The following is a 20,606-nucleotide window of genomic DNA, read 5'->3' as shown; positions in this document are numbered from 1 at the left end:
AATGAGCGTTACCATTGCTAATTTGGGTTTCCCAAGAATTGGCCCGAATCGCGAATTGAAATTCGCACTTGAAAGTTTCTGGGGTGGCCGTAGCAGCGAAGCCGAGCTGAAAGAAACAGCCGCTTCCCTGCGTCGCGAAACCTGGCTGAAGCAGAAAAATCTTGGAATTGACTATATTCCAAGCAATGACTTCTCCTTCTACGATCACGTTCTTGATACCACGGTCATGTTGGGCGCTGTGCCGGAACGCTATGGTTTCAAAGGTGGAAAAGTCGATCTGGCTACCTATTTCGCCATGGCTCGCGGCACGACCTCTGCTGAAAACAGCGTCACCGCTATGGAAATGACCAAATGGTTCGACACCAATTATCACTATATGGTGCCTGAATTAGTCAAGGGGCAGAAATTCAGCCTGGCTTCGACCAAGGCTTTGGATCTTTATAACGAAGCTAAAGCCGCTGGTGTCGAAACCCGTCCTGTCGTTTTGGGCCCCGTTACGTGGTTGAGCCTTGCGAAAGGTCGCGATGTCGATCCGTTCGATTATCTCGATGACGTTTTGGCTATTTACACCGAGGTTTTGACGAGCCTTGCCAAAGCGGGTGCCAAATGGGTTCAGATTGACGAACCGGCTTTTGTTCTTGATCTGAATGACAAGCAGCGGGCAGCCTTCAAAAAGGCTTATGACGTTCTGTCTAAAACCGGCGTGTCTTTGATGCTGACCACCTATTTTGGTCGTGTCGCTGAAAATATCGACCTGTTAACCTCTTTGCCGGTTGCGGGTATCCACGTCGATCTGATCCGTGGTAGCGATGATTATGATGCGCTGTTGACCAAAGTCCGTCCTGACACGGTTTTGTCTTTGGGTGTCATTGATGGCCGCAATATCTGGCGCGCCGATCTCGATGCGCTTGTGGACTGGATTGAACCTCTGGCTGAAAAGCGTGATCTGGTTCTGGCTCCGTCTTGTTCTTTGCTGCATGTGCCGGTTGATCTGAAAGCTGAAAAGAAGATTGATCCCGAAATCACGCAGTGGTTGGCTTTTGCTCAGCAGAAGCTCGAAGAACTGGCTGTCCTGAAAACGGCTTTGACTAAAGGCCGGAATGAAGTGGCTGAAGAACTGGCTGCTTCCACTAAAGCGGCTAAAAACCGTCGTTCTTCGCCGCGTATTCATAACGAAGCCGTAGCCAAGCGTCTGGCTGCTGTAACGCCTGACATGGCAAAGCGTCAGAGCCCTTATCCGGTTCGTGCCGCAGCGCAGCAGGCAAAGCTGAATCTGCCGCTCTATCCGACGACGACCATTGGTTCTTTCCCGCAGACTTCGGAAGTCCGTCAGGCACGCGCCAAAAACCGTCGTGGTGAATTGGACAATGCCGGTTACACGCAGTTCTTGCGTGAACAGACCGCCGCTACCATCCGTTGGCAGGAAGAAATCGGTCTTGACGTTCTGGTTCATGGTGAATTTGAACGTAACGACATGGTTCAGTATTTCGGTGAACAGCTGGATGGTTTTGCCTTTACCAACAATGGTTGGGTGCAGAGCTATGGTTCCCGTTGTGTCCGTCCGCCGATCCTGTTCGGTGATGTGACCCGCCCGAAAGCGATGACGGTCGATTGGTGGTCATTCTCGCAGCAGCAGAGCGAAAAGCCTGTTAAAGGCATGTTGACGGGCCCTGTGACCATTTTGAACTGGTCTTTCGTCCGTAACGATCAGCCGCGTTCAGTCAGCTGCCGTCAGTTGGCTTTGGCTATCCGTGACGAAGTGGTTGATTTGGAAGCCGCTGGCGCAAAAATCATTCAGATCGATGAAGCCGCTCTTCGTGAAGGTTTGCCTTTGCGTCGTGCCGAATGGCAGACCTATCTGGATTGGGCAGTTGAATCCTTCCGTCTGACGGCTTCTGGTGTTCGGGATGATACGCAGATTCATAGCCATATGTGCTATTCTGAATTTAACGACATCCTGCCTTCTATCGCCGCCATGGATGCCGATGCGCTTTCCATTGAGACCGCTCGTTCGCAGATGGAATTGTTGCAGGCTTTTGCCAGCTATCAATATCCGAACCAGATTGGCCCCGGTGTTTATGACATCCATTCACCGCGTATCCCGTCTGTTGAAGAAATGGTTAACCTTCTTCGTTTGGCTCGGAAATATCTTCCGGCTGACCGTTTGTGGGTCAATCCTGACTGCGGTCTGAAAACGCGTCGCTGGGAAGAAGTGAAACCTTCCTTGTTAGCGATGGTTGCCGCAGCAAAAGAAATGCGTGCAGAAGAAAAAGCAAAATAATATCTTATTATTTTGAATTTTCTGTCAGGCATCGGGGGCTTTATCGCCTTCGGTGCCTGATTTTTTATCTGTATCTGTGTGAAGAAAAGACAAAAACAGGCGGTTTCTGGAAGGGATTCCAAAAATCGATAGCGCAGGTCGATAAAATCGTCCTTGCAAAAAAGAAAATATTCTGTTCCCAAAGAAGCAGGGTTGAAAAAAGGCAGAAAGGCTGTGTTGAGCCGAGACTGCCTATTCAGTAAGGGGGGACAGTTTGTTGCTATCAAAAAACAGAACAGACCAAGAAAAAACAATCATCGGGCATCCGCCAGGTTTATTTTTACTATTTTTCACCGAAATGTGGGAAAGATTTTCATTCTATGGAATGAGAGCGCTTCTGATATTTTACTTAACCAAACATTTTCTTTTCAGTGATAGTAAATCTTATAGTATTTATGCGGCCTATGCCTCCTTGGTCTATATTATGCCAGTTATCGGCGGTTTTATTGCCGATAAACTTTTAGGAGGGCGAAAAGCCGTTCTTTATGGCGCGGTATTGATTACCATCGGCCATTTTTTAATGGGTTTTGAAGGCAATGGCGGCAATCAGTCTTTGGCTGTAAATTGTTTTTATATCGCCTTGGCCTTTATCATTGTCGGAACCGGATTTTTAAAAGGCAATATTTCGGCGATTGTCGGCAGCCTATATGATAAAAATGATCTGAGACGTGATCCGGCCTTTACCATTTTTTATATGGGGATCAATCTTGGCGGTGCATTGGGCCCGTTGATTTGTGGCTATGTCGGAGAAAAATACGGCTGGCGTTATGGTTTCGGTATGGCTGGCGTTGGCATGGCTATCGGTCTTCTGATTTTTGTTTTTTGCCGTCCACTTTTGAAGGGACGAGGGGAATCTGCCTGTCCTGAAAAATTGGCACAAAAAGTTTTCGGCCTTTCAAAAGAAATTTGGATTTATATCCTCAGTGTTACCGCTATCGTCTTTTCGGGGATTTTGCTTAACTATTATCAGATTGTCGGGCAATTGCTGGGTATTATCGGTATCTTTTTGGTTATCTATATCTTTTATTCTGCCATTCGTTTGCCGTCTATTGCCCGTGATCGGCTTTTTGCTGCTATGATTTTAATGATTGGATCGGTGCTTTTTTGGTCTTTGTTTGAGCAGGCAGGATCCTCGCTGAATATGTTCACCGATCGCTATACCGACCGTCATATCGCGGGTGTGGATATTGCGACCTCGATGTTTCAGTCTCTTAATTCGATCTATATCATTCTTTTGGCACCTGTGATGGCTGGTCTTTGGACATGGTTGAATAAACGGAATTTAGAGCCGTCTACTTTTTTTAAATTTGGTATGGGGCTAGTCGGCTTGGGGCTTGGTTTTCTGGTTCTGGTGGCCGGAGCCAAAATGAATGCCCATCAATTAACGCCGGTTCTCTTTATTTTCCTGATTTATCTTTTCCATACCCTTGGTGAATTATGCCTGTCGCCAGTAGGATTAGCGGCTATTACCCGCTTGTCACCTGTGCATATGGCTGGCTTGATGGTTGGAACGTGGTTTTTCTCGACTGCTTTTGGGGAATATGGTGCCGGAATGATTGCCAAGATGACCAGTAATGGTAGCGGCGATGGATTTCACAATATTCTGAATGTTTATTCTTCTATCGGTTGGCTTTCCGTTGTATTTGGCGGAGGCATATTTGTTTTGACACCTGTTTTGAAAAAGCTGTTGCACGAAAATGAGGCGTAGTCTTGCGAGACTTCTTCTTCATTCTGGCGGCTGTAAGTCTTAAAGTTTGATCGGAAAGGACGGTAATCGCGCATGTCACGGCAATATTTTGGAACGGATGGTATCCGTGGTTGCACGAACAAGGATCCGATGACAGCCGATGTTGCGATGAGAGTAGGGCAGGCCGCCGGTGCCTATTTTAAACGGGGGCTGCATCGTCATCGTGTCCTAATTGGGAAAGATACCCGATTATCCGGCTATATGGTAGAATCCGCTTTGATGGCGGGTTTTACCAGTGTTGGGATGGATGTTGTTCTGGTAGGCCCTCTGCCAACCCCGGGGGTAGCTCTTTTGACCCGATCAATGCGGGCTGATCTGGGTGTTATGATTTCTGCCAGCCACAATCCTTTTTCCGATAACGGCATCAAACTTTTTGGCCCCAATGGCTATAAATTATCGGAAGAGGAAGAAAAAGCGATCGAAGAGGCGATTGACCAGCCGCCTCTATTGGCAGCCCCTGCCGATATTGGGCGGGCGCGGCGTATTGACGATGCGCAGGGGCGCTATATCCATGCGGTGAAATCGAGTTTTCCTGAATCTTTACGGTTGGATAAATTGCGTTTGGTTCTGGATTGCGCCAATGGCGCAGCCTATCAGGTTGCCCCCGCCGTTCTATGGGAATTAGGGGCTGAGGTGATTACTTTGGGCGTTGCGCCTAATGGTCTTAATATCAATGACCATTGCGGTTCGACTGATCCTTCGGCTTTGCAAAAGAAAGTGCTGGAAACGCGTGCGGATTTAGGCATTGCCCTTGATGGCGACGCTGATCGTGTCATCATCGTCGATGAAAAAGGCGAGATTGTCGATGGCGATCAGATCATGGCTTTGATCGCAACCTCTGCCCAAAAACGGAATTTGTTAAAAGGGAATACGACGGTTGCGACCGTTATGTCTAATTTGGGGCTGGAACGCTATTTATCCAAATTGGGTATTCAGCTTTTACGCACCCAAGTAGGCGATCGCCATGTCGTCGAAGCAATGCGGGCAGGGGGCTATACTGTCGGCGGTGAGCAATCCGGTCATATCATTCTGTCTTATCACACAACGACAGGAGATGGACTGGTTGCAGCTTTGCAGGTTTTGGCTGATTTGGTTCAAAGCGATAAAAAGGCCAGCGAATTGCTGCATGTTTTTGATCCGTTCCCCCAGCTTTTGAAAAATGTTCGTTATAGCAGTGGACAGCCTCTTGAGGATGAATCTGTCTGTGAAGCGATATCCGAGGCAGAAGAAAGCCTGAAGGGCAAGGGACGGTTGCTGATCCGTAAATCGGGAACCGAGCCTTTAATCCGCGTCATGGCGGAAGCCGAAGACCCTGATCTGGTGCATCAGATCGTTGACCATATATGTGAGACCGTTCGTCGTGCAGCCTAAAATACCGGAAATTAGCGTCGATCAACCGGCGCGTATTCTGACCATTGCCGGTTCTGATTCCGGCGGAGGGGCAGGGATTCAGGCCGATATTCGGTCAATTACTATGCTGGGTGGTCATGCCCTGACCGCGATTACCTCTTTAACCGCGCAAAATACCCAAGGTGTTTCCGCGATTGACGTTATTTCGCCCCAGATGGTCATTGCCCAGATAGACGCCGTGGTAACTGATATTGGGGTTTCTGCGATCAAAATCGGCATGATTGGAAGCGGCGAAGTTGCCGTGGCAGTTGCTGATTATCTCGAAAAAATACCTAATATTCCAGTTGTTCTTGATCCAGTAATGGTAGCGACCAGTGGATCAGCCTTGGCAGATGAAAAAACGATCCAAGCCTTTGATCGATTGATGTATCGGGCTGATTTGATTACGCCGAACATCCCTGAATTGGAAGTTTTGACAAAACAGGATTGTTCTTCTGATGCCTCGTTGATAGCGGCTGCGCAGCAATTGGCACGGCATTATGACTGCCCGATATTGGCAAAAGGCGGTCATGGTGAAGGCGAAATTTTGACCGATAGATTAGTGATGCCGGATGGCGAGGTCATATCATGGCAGGATAGCCGTATCCCGACCCAAAATACCCATGGGACAGGATGTAGCCTTTCTAGTGCTATTGCGACCTCATTGGGGCAAGGATTGCCTTTAAAAGAGGCCATTACTAGGGCGCGTCAATATATCAGAACCGCTTTGGAAAAAGCGCCGTCTTTAGGGAAAGGGCATGGGCCTATTGGTCATACTTTAGGCATAAGTGCTTTTGACCGCTGGTTTCTGGAAAATAACTGATGGTTGCAGGCTCACCTAAAACTTCCAAGAAGACGCTACCTGATCTGTCTTATGAAGATCGGATCGAAGGCGTAGTTTTCGGGGTTGATGAAGTTGGCAGAGGCCCTCTAGCGGGCCCTGTCATGGCCGGAGCCGTTTATCTTCACCGTGAGCATATTCCCGAAGGGATAAATGATTCAAAAAAACTGACCGCGCGCCGTCGCCATCTTTTATCCGACATGCTGCATAATCAGGCTGATTATGCAACGGGAATGGCGAATGTTCATGAGATTGACCGGATCAATATCCGGCAAGCCAGTCTTTTGGCGATGAAGCGGGCAGTAGAGGCCTTGATACAAAAAATAGGTAGGGAACCTGATTGTATTTTAGTGGATGGCCGCGATATTCCTGATTGGCCGTGGCCATCATTGCCTATTATCAAAGGGGATAGTCTTTCTTTGTCGATTGCGGCGGCCTCTATTGTAGCCAAAGTCGAACGGGATGAAATAATGGTAAAAGCCAGCCAAGAATATCCCGGCTATGGTTGGGAACACAATATGGGATATCCGACAAAGGAACATCGTGAAGCCATTCAAAGATTAAAGCCAACAAAATTCCATCGCCGGAGTTTTTCACCTATTCGCCAATTTTATGAAAATGTAGATTAGGATGCCTTTGACCTCTTTTTCGTTACTTTTTCTACATTTTTTGAAGCTATAAAATAATCACTTCAATCATTATCCATAACCGCTTTTGTATTTTTACAATGAAGCCTCTTGACCGAAGAGTCGCATTGAATCACAGTAAAGTCGGGTTTCTGTGAAAGGATCAGTATTTATGCGCCTTGCCGAATGTGTATCACGCATGAGTGAAGAAGACATCGGAGGCGATACAGAGTTATCTGACAGCCCGACTTTACCGTTAAACAGTATTTTGGCCGGTAATTGCATCGAGATTTTAAAAACGCTGCCTGATAATTCGGTTGATCTTATTTTTGCTGATCCGCCTTACAATCTTCAATTAAGTGGTGAGCTTTTTAGACCGGAAGGCAGCCGTGTCGATGCTGTTAATAACGCATGGGATAAATTCGATACTTTTGCCGCCTATGACCATTTTACCTGTTTGTGGCTGAAAGAAGCGCATCGCGTTTTAAAAGAAGATGGCACGATTTGGGTTATTGGCAGCTATCACAATATTTTCAGGGTAGGCACCGCCTTACAGGATCAGGGCTTTTGGATATTAAACGATATCATCTGGCGTAAATCCAATCCGATGCCCAATTTTAAAGGTCGACGATTTACCAATGCCCATGAAACCCTGATATGGGCTTCAAAATCAGATAAATCCCGCTATGTCTTTAATTATGCCTCTTTGAAAACTTTTAATGATGACCTTCAGATGCGGTCTGACTGGTTATTACCGATATGTTCAGGAAATGAGCGTTTAAAAGGAGAAAATGGGCAGAAGATACATCCGACCCAAAAGCCCGAAGCCTTGCTGTATCGGATTATATTGGCTTCATCGCGTCCCGATGATGTCATTCTTGATCCTTTTTTTGGCACGGGAACCACGGGCGTTATTGCCCGCCATCTTCGGCGGCATTGGATCGGAATTGAACAAGACCCGACTTATATTAAAGCCGCCCAAGCCAGAATAGATAAAGCCGAAGTATTTGATGAAGCCTTGATGGGGCAGGCCTCTAATAAACGGAAACAACCTCGCGTTACCTTTGGTTGTTTGATGGAAAACGGTTTTATCCGTCCCGGTCATATTCTATATGACAGTCGCCGCCGCTTTAAAGCGGTTGTGAATGTTGATGGTGCGTTGCAATCGGCCGATGGTCGGTCAGGATCTATCCATAAGCTGGGTGCCCAATTACAACAGGCCGTTTCCTGTAATGGCTGGATTTTTTGGCATTTTGAAGAAAATAATATTTTGTTGCCGTTAGATATCTTACGACAACGCTATCTTGCCGAGAATCCTTGATGTCTTTTTATAACCAAAATGTTTCAGTACCTGAAATGACCGATATCCGTCTTTATTTTTGTCCGACCGCCTTTGTGAATGCACCGATGGCGCCTTCGGGTGCAACATTTCGTTTGGCTGGAGGCTTGAAATGGTTTGGCGCTTTTTCCGTTATCATGGTTTCAAAAGGCGAAATTGTTCAAGAACGGGTGATTTCTGTTGCGGATATCAATAGCTTTTTGAACAGCCTTTCAACAGAAATGCAGTTGGATGCCTATAGAACCATTTCAAGGATTGTGGCACCAAGAGCAGCTATCCAATTAGGTAAAAGCCAGATCCGGTTAGACCATACCCATATTGTCGGTATTTTAAATGTGACGCCTGACAGTTTTTCAGATGGCGGTTTATATCAAGATAACGTTGATGCGGCCTGTGACATGGCCAAGGCGATGATGGATCAGGGCGCATCTTTGATTGATATCGGCGGCGAATCTACCCGTCCCGGAGCCGAAGCCGTATCAGAAGAAGAAGAAAAATTGCGGGTCATGCCGGTGATTGAGAAGCTGAAAGAAGCTTCTCTCCCGATATCGGTTGATACCCGGAAATCCTCGGTGATTTCCGCTGTATGGGAACAGACCCCGGCTATTTTTAATGATGTATCTGCTTTGAGTTGGGACAAAAATTCTCTCTTTGTCGCAGCAGAAAAATCTTATCCTGTCATTTTGATGCATCATGAAGAAGGCTCAATCCATGAAGGGTCTTCTAAAAAAATTCTGATCGAGGTTTATAACTGGCTCGAAAAGCGTATAGAGGTTGCGGAAGCGGCCGGTATTAGCCGTGACCGGATCATTATTGATCCCGGTATCGGTTTTGGTAAAAGTTTTCAGGATAATCTTGCCTTGATCCGTGGCATTGCCTTGTTCCACGGTTTGGGGTGTCCCTTGATGCTGGGGGCAAGTCGTAAAAAACTGATTATTACCTTTGCAGGTGACACCCATCCTCAAGAAAGATTGGGCGGCTCTTTGGCGATTGCGCTTCATGCGGCCGATCAGGGTGTCCAATTATTGCGCGTCCATGATGTCAGAGATACGGCGCAAGCGCTGACTGTCTGGCAGGCTTTATACTAATCAGGCCTTAGCCTTATGGGGTGAGTTTTGAAAAGGTGAAATATTTTGCCTTTTCATGCCCTCATCCTGCATCTTTTTAGCGCCTAGGGCGTTATGATTGTTTTAAATTAAAGGAGAATCTGTGTCCCCTATCCGTGGACGAATCAGTCGCACCAAAGACGTCTTTTCTTATGTCGGCGCCTCACTTTGGATTTTGCTGGCTTGGGATATTCTGGTTACGGCTCTTTATGTCTATAATCCCGAATGGCCTTTATGGATGGAGGTGCCAACTGCACCAACGACCGTTTTGGGTTCTGCGCTTATTTTATTTATCGGTTTTTCAACCAATAGTGCCTATGCACGTTGGTGGGATGCGCGCGGATTATGGGGATTGATGAATAATAACTCCCGTAATTTTTCCCGTGAAGTCTTGATGGTATTTCGAGATAGAGAGCAGCAAAAGCAATTAGTCCATCGCCATATTGCGTATGTCCATGCTTTGCGGTGCCGGTTATTTGATATTAGCCCGAAAGAAGACATTAAAAGATTTTTATCCGCTGAAGAATGCGAAAAGTTAAGAGAGGGTAATAATGTCCCTAATCTTATCTTGGCAGAAACCGGAAAACAGATTTCAGTGATAGCTGAAAAAGAAAATATCGATAGTATCAAGCTACAAATGCTTGAAAATACGATGACCGCGATTGCCCATGCGCAAGGGGGTATGGAGAAAATAAAATCTACGCCTTTGCCTTATCAATATACCATCTTTCCGATGTTGTTCATTGAATTTTTCTGTGTCGTTTTGCCGATTAGTGCGGTTGATACCTTGGGGCTGGCCACGCCTTTGGCGACAACGATTGTGGGTTTCCTTCTCTTCATTCTGAATCGTCTGGGTCGGGATTTGCAGAGTCCTTTCTCGCGCCAATCTCCGAACTGCCTACAGCTTGATGGCATTACCGAGATGATCGAAACAGATCAGCTTCAATGCTTGACATTTGATAAATAAAATTTCATTTTATAGAAAATTTTTAAACTATAATGTTAAATTGTCACGAGAAAAAATTGAAGTTACCTGTTTTAAAAGGGAGTCTTATAAGAATCTCTTAAAAGGGTATTTCATGGAGATTTGCTATGTCCCGTCAGCCAGAAAAGGCTTTGCTTGATGCATTAAAAGCATTGCTGGGTCCCAAAGGATTTACACAAGATCCTGTAGTGATGGCACCTTATCTGGAAGACTGGCGGGGCAAATTGAAAGGAGAGGCCGCCGCCCTTCTTTCTCCGGCTTCAACCCAAGAGGTTGTTGCGATTATGAAAATGGCCAGCGAAGCAAAAGTCGCTGTAGTGCCACAGGGAGGCAATAGTTCTACGGTAGGGGGTGCCACGCCATCAAAGGATGGGGCTGCTCTTTTACTATCAACCAAAAGATTAAACGCTATCCGTGCTATTTCGCCAGAAGAAAGCTGTGCGACGGTTGAGGCCGGCGTGATCTTGTCCGCGCTTCATGAAGCTGCCGATAAACATAATCTACGTTTTCCTCTCAATATCGCTTCAAAAGATATGGCGACTATCGGGGGGCTGATCTCGACCAATGCGGGAGGCTCACATGTTTTGCGCTTTGGTCAAATGCGGGCTTCTGTTCTGGGGATAGAGGTCGTTTTCCCTGATGGCTCTCTGTTAGAAAACCTGCGTCCGTTACGAAAAGATAATCAAGGCTATGATTTGCGCCAGCTATTGGCTGGAGCCGAAGGGAGTCTGGGGGTTATTACCGCTGCCAGTCTTCGCTTAATTCCTAAACCGCATTCAAAAATAGTGATCTGGGTAGGCGTAGAATCGCCGTCTGCTGCGCTGGCTTTGTTGCGCCATTTGGAAAAAGAAAGCGGGGAGACCGTCGAAGTTTTCGAATTGATAGAATCCAGCCTTATTGAACTGGTTCTAAAACATATTCCCGATACCGAAATTCCAACTGAAAAAGCCTATCCTTGGTATGTTCTCATAGAAGCAACGGCCTTTTCAGAAGATTTCGATTTGGAAGCCTTGATGGTGAATATTCTGGCCGATGCCACTGAAAAGAAAGAAATTTTGGAAGCGGTCATTGCCCAGAATGAAACCCAAGCCGGAAAGCTGTGGCGCTTGCGGGAAACGATTCCTTTAGCGGAGAGATCGGAAGGTTTTGCTGTAAAACACGATATTTCTGTGCCGGTTAGTGCGATGCCGTCCTTTATTGAGCAGGAGAGCCGCGCTATTCAGGAAAAATTCCCCGGAACTACGGTGTTAGCTTTTGGACATTTGGGGGATGGTAATGTCCATTTTAATGTTTGCCCCCCGAAAGAGGTTACTGATCAGCTGGGATGGGTCGAAAATGAAGGTATCGCCGTTTCTCATTTTGTTTACGAGAGAGTTATGGCCAATGGGGGTGCGATTTCAGCCGAGCATGGCATTGGGCAAACAAAATTAGCTGATTTTATGCGTTTCGGAAATAAAACAAAAATACAGGCCTTGAAGGCGATCAAAAAGGCGATAGATCCGCAATCTATTATGAATCCCGGCAAATTATTACCTGTCGAACAAGCAGAGTAAGACATTATAAAAAGTCACATCCGGTATATATCTTTATCATGGGATCAAATATTTTTATAATTTTCAGCCATTATCCTTTATATGTTGTAAGCTTTCTTCTTTAACCGATATTTGTATCATTACAGGAGCAGAAAACGAATGGCTTCGAGGCCGACTAACGCTTTGCCGGTTCTTTATAACGAACTTATCCCGATTTCCCGTCACGATCATAAAAATTGGCGTTTCCGCTTGCAGGACAAGCTGCCTTTTATGTCGGAAATCCACGCCATTCCGTTAGCTGTCGAAGAATTCGGCATGGCTCAACGCAATTTCCCGATTGTTTTTTCATCGGGTCCAAATCCAGTGCCTTTGGCTTTGATGGGACTTAATGACGGGGTCAATGTTTTCTTTGATGAAGAAGGCAATTGTCGGGAAAGTCATATTTATTTACCGGCCTATATCCGCCGTTATCCTTTCATGTTGGCCAAGATTGATCCTAAAAGCGAAGATATGTCGCTTTGTGTTGATCCTAGCCGTGGCATGGTGGGAGAATTCGAGGATGGTGAACCCCTTTTTGAGGGTGACGAGCCAAGCGAATTTACCAAAAACATTTTGGGCTTTTGTGAACAATTTGCCATTTCAGCCCAAAGAACCAATGATTTTGTCGCCGAATTGATGGAACATAAGCTGTTGATTGATGGTGAAGTGGCTATCCAGCCCAATGACGCCTCAAAGCCTTATGTGTACCGCAGCTTCCAAATCGTGTCTGAAGAACGCTTGAAAGAGCTTCGCGGCGATGTTCTGCGGAAAATGGTTAAATTTGGCCTGCTTCCCTTGGTTTATGCACATCTGATGTCTTTGAGTCTGGTGCAGGATATCTTCCAGCGGCAGGCTATTTTAGGTCGGATTCCACCATTGCCAGAAAATGAGCAGAATCCCTCTGCCTAATAAAAACCATGCCTATTTTTAATAAAAAGGTCGGATGTCATTTGGACTTCTGGCCTTTTTATTTCTCGGCATCAAAGAATGTCGGTGCTATTATTCCGAAATGGCAAATTTGGATGTGTTATTCGAGCGTTTAAGTCGCTCTTCTTTCCGTCGTCGTTTTCGCCTTGGTGTTCAAGAACAGCAATATTTAGCGAATAAGGGGATGGAAACCATTCTGGAGCATGGCAAGGATTTTATTGCCCAGAGATTAGCTCCGGCGGAAATACCGAATGATGGCAAGCAGACGCCTTATAAGGGGCATCCCATCTTTTTGGCACAACATGCTACCGGAACCTGTTGTCGGGGCTGTATCGAGAAATGGCACAGAATTGAAGCGGGTAAATCCCTTAGCCAAGAGGAACAGGCCTATATTCTTGACGTAATTGCGCATTGGCTGGATTTACAAAAAGAAGTGCCGCCTAAAAAAACGAAGGCCGCTACGCCCAGCTTGCTGAAGAAACGCAAATCTAAAGCAGAGGATGTGCAGGGAAGTCTTTTTCCTGAAATAGAAAAATAATCTGCGCATGAAGAGCAGTTTGTATTTCAGATAAATTTTTAGGGAATGTGAGTGGTGCCCAGGGACGGAATCGAACCGCCGACACTGTGATTTTCAGTCACATGCTCTACCGACTGAGCTACCTGGGCTTGAGAGTTTTTCTCTCGTCTGGGTGGGCGTATAAGAATGTATTCGGGTCTTGTCCAGTATATTTTTTCTTTTTTCTTATATATTTAATAATTTAATCAAATTCGTCATCTTCAGCTTGTAAATCTTTCACTGGCAAACGGTAGGCATCCCCTAGCCAATTAAGCAAATCCCGATCACGGCAGCCACGGCTGCAAAAAGGTCTAAATTCAGCTTTGGTCGGCGCGCCACATATTGGGCATTTACCTTTATGGGCGTTTTTTCTGGTTGCTGATGGCATGGTCATCTTTCGATAGCAGAGATTAGAAGGCCGGAAATTCAACGGCGACATCACCTTGATAGATTGGGCGCATGGGATCTGCTTTCAAGATAATTTCGGCAGCACTTTCCCGTGCCAAGGCTTCCAGCCAGTCAGGATGGCGATTAAGGCAGTCTATAACAAAATGAGAAGCGGTTAAAATCCGTTTCCCAGCACCTTTCGCGCGGCAAGCCTGCCGTAATAATTGGCGTGCTTCATGCTCGATCGGATAAGCGGCAATCTGTTCGGGTAAAGATGGCCGTTTTTTCTGTCTTATAATTTGCAAAAAACCGAAACCATTAACACCCGTGCGTTCAAAAGGCGGAGGTAAATGCTGATCAAGACATTCGGCTACCTTTTGTCGGTCTGATTTTCCGGATAATCCAGGAATATCAATGCCGATTGAGCCACCAATACCAAAAAGGGTAATGGCTTTGGCGGTAGCTTCTGTGCCTTTTAAAGCCAAATCCAGCGACCCAAGATGACCGTCAATATCGAAAAGGGTAAGGGCAGGCGTTAACGCCATACGCAAACGACCACCGGGGAAATCAATATCACCGCAGCGCGCTTGTTCGATAACTTCTGACCAGCCCAATTTTTCTAGCCGGTCAGGCTGATGATTTTGCTGATAACTGACAGGATAGCCACTGGCCTTAACCCGCATTTCGAGGGAAGCCCCCTCTTGGGGAAGGGCATCTGGAAGCGCAGGGCGGGCGTGAGGCGGTTTGATAATACCGCGTTCGGTTACGGCTTCGCGGATAATTTCAACCCGCAGCAGACTACCTTGCGTCAGAGCGCGCGGCACTGAGGCAACCCAGACAGAATCGCCCTTATCCGTTGTTGCTAATGTTCGCCCTGTAGCATTGGCGGAATCAGATAAGCGGACGTCTATAATGCTGCCCGCTCGCAATGCAGAACTGTCCGTTTCGATCCTTGCCTGAATAATAGAGTCATCAGCCAAGAGAGCAGCACGGGTTTCGCCGATACCCTTTTCAATCAACCATTCATAGGAAGGCATCTAGGCGTATTCTTCTTGGAAAGAAGAGGATGCCGAAATCGGCCAACCGGCATTCATCAAGAGATGCCGTGTCTCGTAAAGAGGTAAGCCCATCACTGAAGAATGGCTGCCTGCTAGAAAACGGATAAAAGATTCAGCATAACCCTGAATAGCGTAGCCGCCTGCTTTGCCTCGCCATTCGCCGCTGGCGACGTAATCTTCGATTTCCCGAGGACTAAGAGACTTGAAGGTAACGATGTTTGAAGAGACCTTTACGGTCGTAGGGGCATCATCTTTTTGTATCGCAACAGCGGTTAGCACTCGATGCCTACGGCCTGATAACAGCTTAAGATAAGATGTCGCCTGTTTTTCGTCTTCTGCTTTGGGCAAAATACGACGACCAGCAGCGACCACCGTATCCGCCGCCAAAATATGGCATTCCGAATGGCGGGAGGCTACCCATTCTGCCTTTTCTGTTGCCATCCGCCGGACATATTCGAGCGGAAGTTCACCTTTTTTCGGTGTTTCATCAATATCGGCAGGAAGAACAAACTCGGGTTTAATACCGATGCGTGCTAGCAATGCCAGCCGACGAGGACTGGCAGAAGCAAGAATAAGCGAGGATGCCATAAAATTTATTTAAAGCGGTAGGTGATCCGCCCTTTGGTCAGATCATAAGGGGTCAGTTCGACCAAAACTTCATCGCCGACCAGAACGCGGATGCGATTTTTCCGCATTTTGCCAGCCGTATGACCCAAAATTTCATGGTCATTTTCTAATTGAACACGGAACATCGCATTGGGAAGCAATTCCACAACGCGACCACGCATTTCGAGTAATTCTTCTTTTGCCAAATGAAGCCTCTTTAATTTTTGACGAGCAGAATGGAATTCTGCCAAAGTTTCAAATTCAGCCGAATTTTTAACATCAGGCTTTTACAAAAGATAACGCACAAAAATGCTAAAAATACCGACAGGTAAAAGCGTCTTCGGCAGCCGAAACTGCCGAGACTTACGCGCTCTTAACGTGATACAGCATAAAAAGAAAGCCGTGATCCCAAAAAAGCTATTTTCAGGAGGCAGGGGCGGTTACCTGTTGTTGATCTAACCAGTCTGCCACTTGCCCAGCCATTTGGTTGGCCGCTGTATTCAGATTATTGGCGACACTGACCGCATCTTGTTTTTGAGCGGGCTGTCTGATTTCAAAATGACGACTGGTAACCGTTTCTGTCCGGTGATCTTTGCTGCCGCGTAAAAAGGCATCATAGCTCACCACAATTTGATGATGTGCCGCATCCAAGCCAAAAGCCGTTAAATTGCCCGTCAAATGGTAAGCGGCACCCGTCGCTGCCCGATAATTGACAACCATAAAGTGATTATGGCTGGCAATGGTCGTAGACAAAATATTGCTGAATAGACGGGAGGGTAAATCAACCCAAACACCATCCGTTAAATAGGCAACCGTCGTCGGGCTGGTTGTCACCGGAATACGGGTTACCTTTAATTCCGCAGGCACCGCAGGTGGCACTACCAACAACAGGGGTTTATTCTGTGTCAGGTCACTATTAGCTGCCGGTGCCGCAGAAGAGGTCAGCGTAAGCAAATTTTTAGGCGGTTTATTATTTCCAAGATTAACACATCCCGCCGTCAAAAGCGCCGCCAGAGGCAGTATCAAGGCTGAAGTATAACGATAATCCATAATACCTAATCCTTTGGCTTATAATCGGGCAATGACTGGCCTTTTAACATCCCCTCGGCACCCGTCTGGTTAAGGCGGTCAGTTAAGGAAGACATACTGCCAATCATATCATGCAGGTCATGCACAAGCTGATCAAATTGGGGCATGGTTTCATTTGAGAAATGATGAACCCCAGGGCGCGCATCCAAAAGCATATCATTCAGATTTTGCATACTGTCACGAGCAGCCATGACCGTTTCTTTTAAATGTGCCGTAGCGGGATGGATGTCCTGCTTGACCGTATTATTGGTGGTCTGGGCTAATTCTGAAATTTGTTGACCCGCATCGCTTAAATTCACCAAAGCATGATGGGCATCATCCATGATTTGCCGCATTTTAGGTGATTGATTGGCGAGATTACCGGATAACGTATTCATATTGTCCAATATACGCGCAATAGAACGTTGGTTGTGATCGTTCAGAAGATCGCTCATCCGTTCGGTCAGTGTTGTAATTCTTTCGAGAAGCTGCGGTGCGCTATTCAATAACTGCCCTAAAGCCCCTGGTTTTGTCGGAATAACCGGAACGCCAAAAGGTCCGTGATTTTCAATTGGTTTTGCACCGGAGACGCCCCCCGCCAAGGTAATCTGGCTGACACCGGAAAAGCCCATGCTAGAGATCGTGGCCGTTGTACCTTCAAGAACCGGCGTATCGGCATTCAGGCTGATTCTGACCCGAACGAAATCAGGGTTATTGGGTAACAGCTTGATTTCTTTCACCTGACCGGAAGGAACGCCGGAATAGGAGACCGAACTGCCTTTTGCCAAGCCATCGACGGATTGATGGAAAAAGATATCATACTGATGCGTTTCCGTTCCAGAAACGCGGCCTATCCAGACCAGAACTGTGGCAATAAGTGCCAGCAATATCAGCGTAATACTTCCAACAAGGATATAATTGGAGCGGGTTTCCATGGTCTATTCCTTATGCTCCCGTCTTTCTGGCTTCAAAAGACTCCGCGGCTGCCCGACCGCGGGGGCCATTGAAGTAACGTTTTATCCACGGATGATCGAACTTGGTCAGATTTTCAACCGTATCGACGGCCAGAACTTTCTTGTCAGCCAAGACAGCAACGCGATCACAAATATTATAAAGGCTGTCGAGATCATGCGTAATCATGAAAACGGTTAAACCCAGCATCTTGCGAAGCCCTAAAATAAGAGCATCAATTGCGTCTGCGCTGACCGGATCGAGGCCTGACGTTGGCTCATCCAAAAATAATAAATCAGGATCTAGTGCCAAAGCGCGTGCCAATCCCGCTCTTTTCCGCATCCCGCCCGATAATTCGGAATTAAATTTTATTCCGACATCTTCGGGAAGATCGGTCATGGCAATTTTATAGCCAGCAATTTGATCGAGCAGGGAGTCACCTAGTTCAGGATAATATTCCCTTAACGGCACTTTGACATTTTCAGTAATATTCAGGGTCGAAAACAGCGCGCTTTCTTGAAAGAGAACGCCCCAATGCCGACTGACCATCCGCATAGTGAGCGGGTCTTTGCCAATCATTTCATGGCCTAGAACCTTGATTGAACCGGCTACAGGTTGCTGCAAACCGATAATCGAGCGCAGCAAAACGGATTTCCCCGTTCCCGATCCGCCAACAAGGCCTAGAATTTCACCTCGTTTTACGTCGAGATTAACCCCGTCATGCACGACCTGACTACCGAAGCTGTTTTTGAGGTCTCGGATCTGGATAATATCAGAATCGCTCATACCCAGCCTATCTCTGAAAAGAAGACGGCAAAGAAGGCATCAAGAACGATAACCAAAAAGATGGAATGAACAACGGCCTTTGTCGTGCAATAGCCGAGTTGTTCTGCGTTACCCTTGACCTGTGTGCCTTGGAAACATCCAGCAATTGCAATCAATGCCCCGAAAATGGGCGCTTTGACTAAGCCGACAGCGACATCAGTGTAAGGGATAACCTCTCTTAACCGCGTAAAAAATGTTGTGGGCGGAATATCGAGAACTGTCCAGCAAAGCAACCCGCCACCAATGACGGCGGCGATCGTTGCATAAAAACCAAGAAGAGGCATCATAATGATGCTGGCCAGAAAACGTGGTAAAACCAAACTTTCCATAGGCGAAACGCCGATAATGCGCATCGCGTCTATTTCTTCAGCCAAATTCATGGAGCCAATTTGTGCCGCAAAAGCTGAACCAGAACGACCAGCGACCATAATCGCCGTCATCAAAACGCCTAATTCGCGGAAAGAAAGCCGTCCGACCAGATTGATAGAATAAATTTCTGCCCCGAATTGTCGCAATTGAACCGCCCCTTGTTGAGCGATCACAACCCCAACAAGAATGCTCATCAAGCCAACAATAGCCAAAGCATTCACGCCGACTGTTTCCATTTGGCAGATAATCGCCGTCAGGCGCAGCCGGCTGGGATGGCAGATAGTATGCCAGATACTGACAAGTAGAGCGCCAAAAAAATTGACGAGTCCAACAATCGTATACCAGACATGGACCGTATTTTTACCGACCCCTGTTAAGGTATAGATCAAAGGCGAGACGGCTTTGGGTTCAGGGGGAAGCGGGCGGTCATAATGCGATATTTGATCGAGGATATGCGCGACAGCGCTATTCGTTCCTTTGACCTCGGCATTATTGTCTTGTGCCAGCTTATGCACCAACCATGCGCCAGCGGTATCCATCCGGTGCAGATTTGAAAGGTCGATTACTTTTACATCAGAAAGCATTTGCAACGTATTCGACAAGCTATCGAGATGGGCAAGCGTCAACACACCCTGCAAGGCAAGTTGATCCCCGTTTATCTCGAAGCTAAAATCATCAGAACCAGTCATGTCGTGCAAACCATGAGCCAGATTGAAAGAAACAGCAAGTCGATAGTCGCAAAAAACTTTTAATAAATAACTTCCAAGAAATGAAAATAAAAAATCCAACTATCGAAAGGCAACGATAAAGAGACAAAAAAAGCTGCCAAAGGCAGCTTTTTTCGCAAGAAATGAAAATTCTTTTCTTGGTTTTAGTCGAACAATTTGCTCCATGCGCGGGGTTCACGGTTTTTCCAAAAACCGCGATGCCATGCATCAGAGGCCAATAATGGCAAGACTGAACCGGCTTCGGCATAAACCATCTGTTCCAAAGCCGTATCGACTTTACCCCAGCTAGCGGCTTCCTTCAGCGTGGAAGAAGAGCAAGCGCCGTCGCGGACATCCGCGACCGTGATCTGAACGGCATATTTGTGCATTTCGATATCTTCATGGCCAAGAACTTCGGCGCAAACAACCGTATCCTGCACAAAGTTTTTCGGAACACCGCCACCGATCATCAGAAGACCGGTGGTGCCTGCCTTGATTTTAATATCGGTCAATTCACGGAAATCGGCCGCTGCATCCAGCATGACATAAGGTTTTTTATCACGGATGCGTTCAACCTGATGTTTTACCAGACCGAAACCAGCAGAAGAATCAACAAAGGCCGGACAGAAGATCGGCACATCATGTTCATAGGCCAATTTTACAAGGCTGTTTTCTTTTTTGCCATGTTCCGAAAGATAACGACCCATTTCACGGATGAATGCACGGCTGGAGTAACCGCCCGGATTCAGGGATTCTGCGATTTTATAAATGGTATTATCGCAATCCTGAAGCTGTTCTTCGTCAATATAGGTGTCGTAGATACGGTCAATATAAAGCGAACGCAGCGTCATATCATCAGGCACTTCTAAAGCCTGATAATGCTTGTGACCCAAGCCTTCGAAGAAATCCATGTCGACAATCGAAGCACCGGTAGCAACGACACCATCAATCATATTGGAGCGCAGCAATTCAGCATAAGCATCCATGCAACCACCCGCCGAAGTTGAACCGGCGATAACAAGAAAGATGGTGCATTTCGGGTCAGCCAACATCTGGTTATAAATATCGGTTGCCCGTGCCAGATCGCGGCTGGTGAAGCTCATCTTGCCCATAGCATCAATAATCGGGCGAGCGTCAAAGCTGCGAATGTCGATATGTTCGACTTGCTTGGACAGCAATTCAGCTTTGCGCTGATCGTTTGTTTTGGAATCCGTCATAATAAAGAAAC

At 46.7% G+C, this 20,606-nt stretch carries 20 protein-coding genes and 1 tRNA gene; 11 read left to right on the top strand and 10 right to left on the bottom strand.

The genetic code is table 11. From position 1 onward, the window contains the following. The first annotated feature begins 1 nt into the window (after position 1). From metE to ZMOB_RS01575, 11 genes are all read left to right on the top strand, one after another. Positions 2-2,281 (top strand): 5-methyltetrahydropteroyltriglutamate--homocysteine S-methyltransferase, encoded by a 2,280-nt coding sequence (metE, locus tag ZMOB_RS01625; protein WP_014500443.1) that lies wholly within the window; start codon positions 2-4, stop codon positions 2,279-2,281. A 253-nt stretch (positions 2,282-2,534) separates the two neighbouring features. Next, positions 2,535-4,028, top strand: a complete 1,494-nt coding sequence (locus tag ZMOB_RS01620) for a peptide MFS transporter (protein WP_011240850.1) — start codon at positions 2,535-2,537, stop codon at positions 4,026-4,028. Between the two features lie 72 nt (positions 4,029-4,100). Further along, complete coding sequence (gene glmM, locus ZMOB_RS01615; RefSeq protein WP_011240851.1) at positions 4,101-5,438, top strand: phosphoglucosamine mutase; 1,338 nt, start codon at positions 4,101-4,103, stop codon at positions 5,436-5,438. Next, a complete protein-coding gene (gene thiD, locus ZMOB_RS01610) occupies positions 5,428-6,279 on the top strand; it encodes a bifunctional hydroxymethylpyrimidine kinase/phosphomethylpyrimidine kinase (RefSeq protein WP_014500442.1) in 852 nt (283 codons plus the stop codon). The genes glmM and thiD overlap by 11 nt, the downstream gene beginning before the upstream one ends. Beyond that, complete coding sequence (locus ZMOB_RS01605; RefSeq protein ID WP_014500441.1) at positions 6,279-6,926, top strand: ribonuclease HII; 648 nt, start codon at positions 6,279-6,281, stop codon at positions 6,924-6,926. Before thiD ends, ZMOB_RS01605 begins: the two co-directional genes overlap by 1 nt. A gap of 169 nt (positions 6,927-7,095) precedes the next feature. Further along, complete coding sequence (locus ZMOB_RS01600) at positions 7,096-8,244, top strand: site-specific DNA-methyltransferase (protein WP_014500440.1); 1,149 nt, start codon at positions 7,096-7,098, stop codon at positions 8,242-8,244. Continuing rightward, positions 8,244-9,350: a dihydropteroate synthase gene (folP, locus tag ZMOB_RS01595; RefSeq protein ID WP_014500439.1), complete on the top strand. Its 1,107-nt coding sequence runs from the start codon at positions 8,244-8,246 to the stop codon at positions 9,348-9,350. Before ZMOB_RS01600 ends, folP begins: the two co-directional genes overlap by 1 nt. A 121-nt stretch (positions 9,351-9,471) precedes the next feature. Then, positions 9,472-10,335, top strand: a complete 864-nt coding sequence (locus tag ZMOB_RS01590) for a bestrophin family protein (protein ID WP_011240856.1) — start codon at positions 9,472-9,474, stop codon at positions 10,333-10,335. Positions 10,336-10,460: 125 nt separating this feature from the next. After that, positions 10,461-11,906, top strand: coding sequence for an FAD-binding oxidoreductase (locus tag ZMOB_RS01585; protein WP_014500438.1), 1,446 nt, complete (start codon positions 10,461-10,463; stop codon positions 11,904-11,906). A gap of 138 nt (positions 11,907-12,044) precedes the next feature. Continuing rightward, a complete protein-coding gene (locus ZMOB_RS01580; RefSeq protein WP_014500437.1) occupies positions 12,045-12,833 on the top strand; it encodes a SapC family protein in 789 nt (262 codons plus the stop codon). A gap of 34 nt (positions 12,834-12,867) precedes the next feature. Then, on the top strand, positions 12,868-13,389 hold the full coding sequence (locus tag ZMOB_RS01575; protein WP_014500436.1) for a DUF4186 domain-containing protein: 522 nt from the start codon (positions 12,868-12,870) through the stop codon (positions 13,387-13,389). 52 nt (positions 13,390-13,441) lie between these two features. Here ZMOB_RS01575 and ZMOB_RS01570 read toward each other — a convergent pair. From ZMOB_RS01570 to ZMOB_RS01525, 10 genes are all read right to left on the bottom strand, one after another. Beyond that, positions 13,442-13,517, bottom strand: a tRNA-Phe gene (locus ZMOB_RS01570). A gap of 92 nt (positions 13,518-13,609) precedes the next feature. Then, entirely contained in the window at positions 13,610-13,795 is a 186-nt protein-coding gene (locus ZMOB_RS01565; RefSeq protein WP_014500435.1) for a DNA gyrase inhibitor YacG, read from the bottom strand. A 22-nt stretch (positions 13,796-13,817) separates the two neighbouring features. Then, positions 13,818-14,831: a hypothetical protein gene (locus ZMOB_RS01560; RefSeq protein WP_014500434.1), complete on the bottom strand. Its 1,014-nt coding sequence runs from the start codon at positions 14,829-14,831 to the stop codon at positions 13,818-13,820. Then, positions 14,832-15,440 carry a Maf family protein gene (locus tag ZMOB_RS01555; RefSeq protein WP_014500433.1) on the bottom strand — a complete coding sequence of 203 codons (609 nt, stop codon included), beginning with the start codon at positions 15,438-15,440 and terminating at the stop codon, positions 14,832-14,834. Positions 15,441-15,445: 5 nt separating this feature from the next. Continuing rightward, complete coding sequence (gene infA / locus ZMOB_RS01550) at positions 15,446-15,664, bottom strand: translation initiation factor IF-1 (RefSeq protein ID WP_007403889.1); 219 nt, start codon at positions 15,662-15,664, stop codon at positions 15,446-15,448. 217 nt (positions 15,665-15,881) lie between these two features. Further along, on the bottom strand, positions 15,882-16,508 hold the full coding sequence (locus ZMOB_RS01545) for an ABC-type transport auxiliary lipoprotein family protein (RefSeq protein ID WP_011240863.1): 627 nt from the start codon (positions 16,506-16,508) through the stop codon (positions 15,882-15,884). Positions 16,509-16,513: 5 nt separating this feature from the next. Then, entirely contained in the window at positions 16,514-17,461 is a 948-nt protein-coding gene (locus ZMOB_RS01540; protein WP_014500432.1) for an MlaD family protein, read from the bottom strand. Positions 17,462-17,471: 10 nt separating this feature from the next. Beyond that, complete coding sequence (locus ZMOB_RS01535) at positions 17,472-18,263, bottom strand: ABC transporter ATP-binding protein (protein WP_014500431.1); 792 nt, start codon at positions 18,261-18,263, stop codon at positions 17,472-17,474. Further along, positions 18,260-19,360, bottom strand: coding sequence for an ABC transporter permease (locus tag ZMOB_RS01530; RefSeq protein ID WP_014500430.1), 1,101 nt, complete (start codon positions 19,358-19,360; stop codon positions 18,260-18,262). Before ZMOB_RS01530 ends, ZMOB_RS01535 begins: the two co-directional genes overlap by 4 nt. Positions 19,361-19,542: 182 nt before the next feature. After that, a complete protein-coding gene (locus ZMOB_RS01525) occupies positions 19,543-20,595 on the bottom strand; it encodes a 1,9-bis(guanidino)-5-aza-nonane synthase (RefSeq protein WP_011240867.1) in 1,053 nt (350 codons plus the stop codon). Positions 20,596-20,606 lie beyond the last annotated feature (11 nt).

It is taken from the genome of Zymomonas mobilis subsp. mobilis ATCC 10988, assembly GCF_000175255.2.
Taxonomy (GTDB): Bacteria; Pseudomonadota; Alphaproteobacteria; order Sphingomonadales; family Sphingomonadaceae; genus Zymomonas; species Zymomonas mobilis.
Note: the sequence above shows the minus strand (reverse complement) of the source record. Positions and strands in the feature narration are given on the sequence as shown.

Excerpts from the sequence above, each read along its gene's own strand:
- ZMOB_RS01525 (WP_011240867.1), bottom strand. The coding sequence starts at position 20,595 with ATGACGGATTCCAAAACAAACGATCAGCGCAAAGCTGAATTGCTGTCC.
- ZMOB_RS01575 (WP_014500436.1), top strand. The coding sequence starts at position 12,868 with ATGTCATTTGGACTTCTGGCCTTTTTATTTCTCGGCATCAAAGAATGT.
- metE (WP_014500443.1), top strand. The coding sequence starts at position 2 with ATGAGCGTTACCATTGCTAATTTGGGTTTCCCAAGAATTGGCCCGAAT.
- ZMOB_RS01585 (WP_014500438.1), top strand. The coding sequence starts at position 10,461 with ATGTCCCGTCAGCCAGAAAAGGCTTTGCTTGATGCATTAAAAGCATTG.
- ZMOB_RS01580 (WP_014500437.1), top strand. The coding sequence starts at position 12,045 with ATGGCTTCGAGGCCGACTAACGCTTTGCCGGTTCTTTATAACGAACTT.
- ZMOB_RS01535 (WP_014500431.1), bottom strand. The coding sequence starts at position 18,263 with ATGAGCGATTCTGATATTATCCAGATCCGAGACCTCAAAAACAGCTTC.
- ZMOB_RS01560 (WP_014500434.1), bottom strand. The coding sequence starts at position 14,831 with ATGCCTTCCTATGAATGGTTGATTGAAAAGGGTATCGGCGAAACCCGT.
- ZMOB_RS01565 (WP_014500435.1), bottom strand. The coding sequence starts at position 13,795 with ATGCCATCAGCAACCAGAAAAAACGCCCATAAAGGTAAATGCCCAATA.
- ZMOB_RS01530 (WP_014500430.1), bottom strand. The coding sequence starts at position 19,360 with ATGACTGGTTCTGATGATTTTAGCTTCGAGATAAACGGGGATCAACTT.
- ZMOB_RS01545 (WP_011240863.1), bottom strand. The coding sequence starts at position 16,508 with ATGGATTATCGTTATACTTCAGCCTTGATACTGCCTCTGGCGGCGCTT.
- ZMOB_RS01605 (WP_014500441.1), top strand. The coding sequence starts at position 6,279 with ATGGTTGCAGGCTCACCTAAAACTTCCAAGAAGACGCTACCTGATCTG.
- ZMOB_RS01555 (WP_014500433.1), bottom strand. The coding sequence starts at position 15,440 with ATGGCATCCTCGCTTATTCTTGCTTCTGCCAGTCCTCGTCGGCTGGCA.
- glmM (WP_011240851.1), top strand. The coding sequence starts at position 4,101 with ATGTCACGGCAATATTTTGGAACGGATGGTATCCGTGGTTGCACGAAC.
- ZMOB_RS01540 (WP_014500432.1), bottom strand. The coding sequence starts at position 17,461 with ATGGAAACCCGCTCCAATTATATCCTTGTTGGAAGTATTACGCTGATA.
- ZMOB_RS01600 (WP_014500440.1), top strand. The coding sequence starts at position 7,096 with ATGCGCCTTGCCGAATGTGTATCACGCATGAGTGAAGAAGACATCGGA.
- folP (WP_014500439.1), top strand. The coding sequence starts at position 8,244 with ATGTCTTTTTATAACCAAAATGTTTCAGTACCTGAAATGACCGATATC.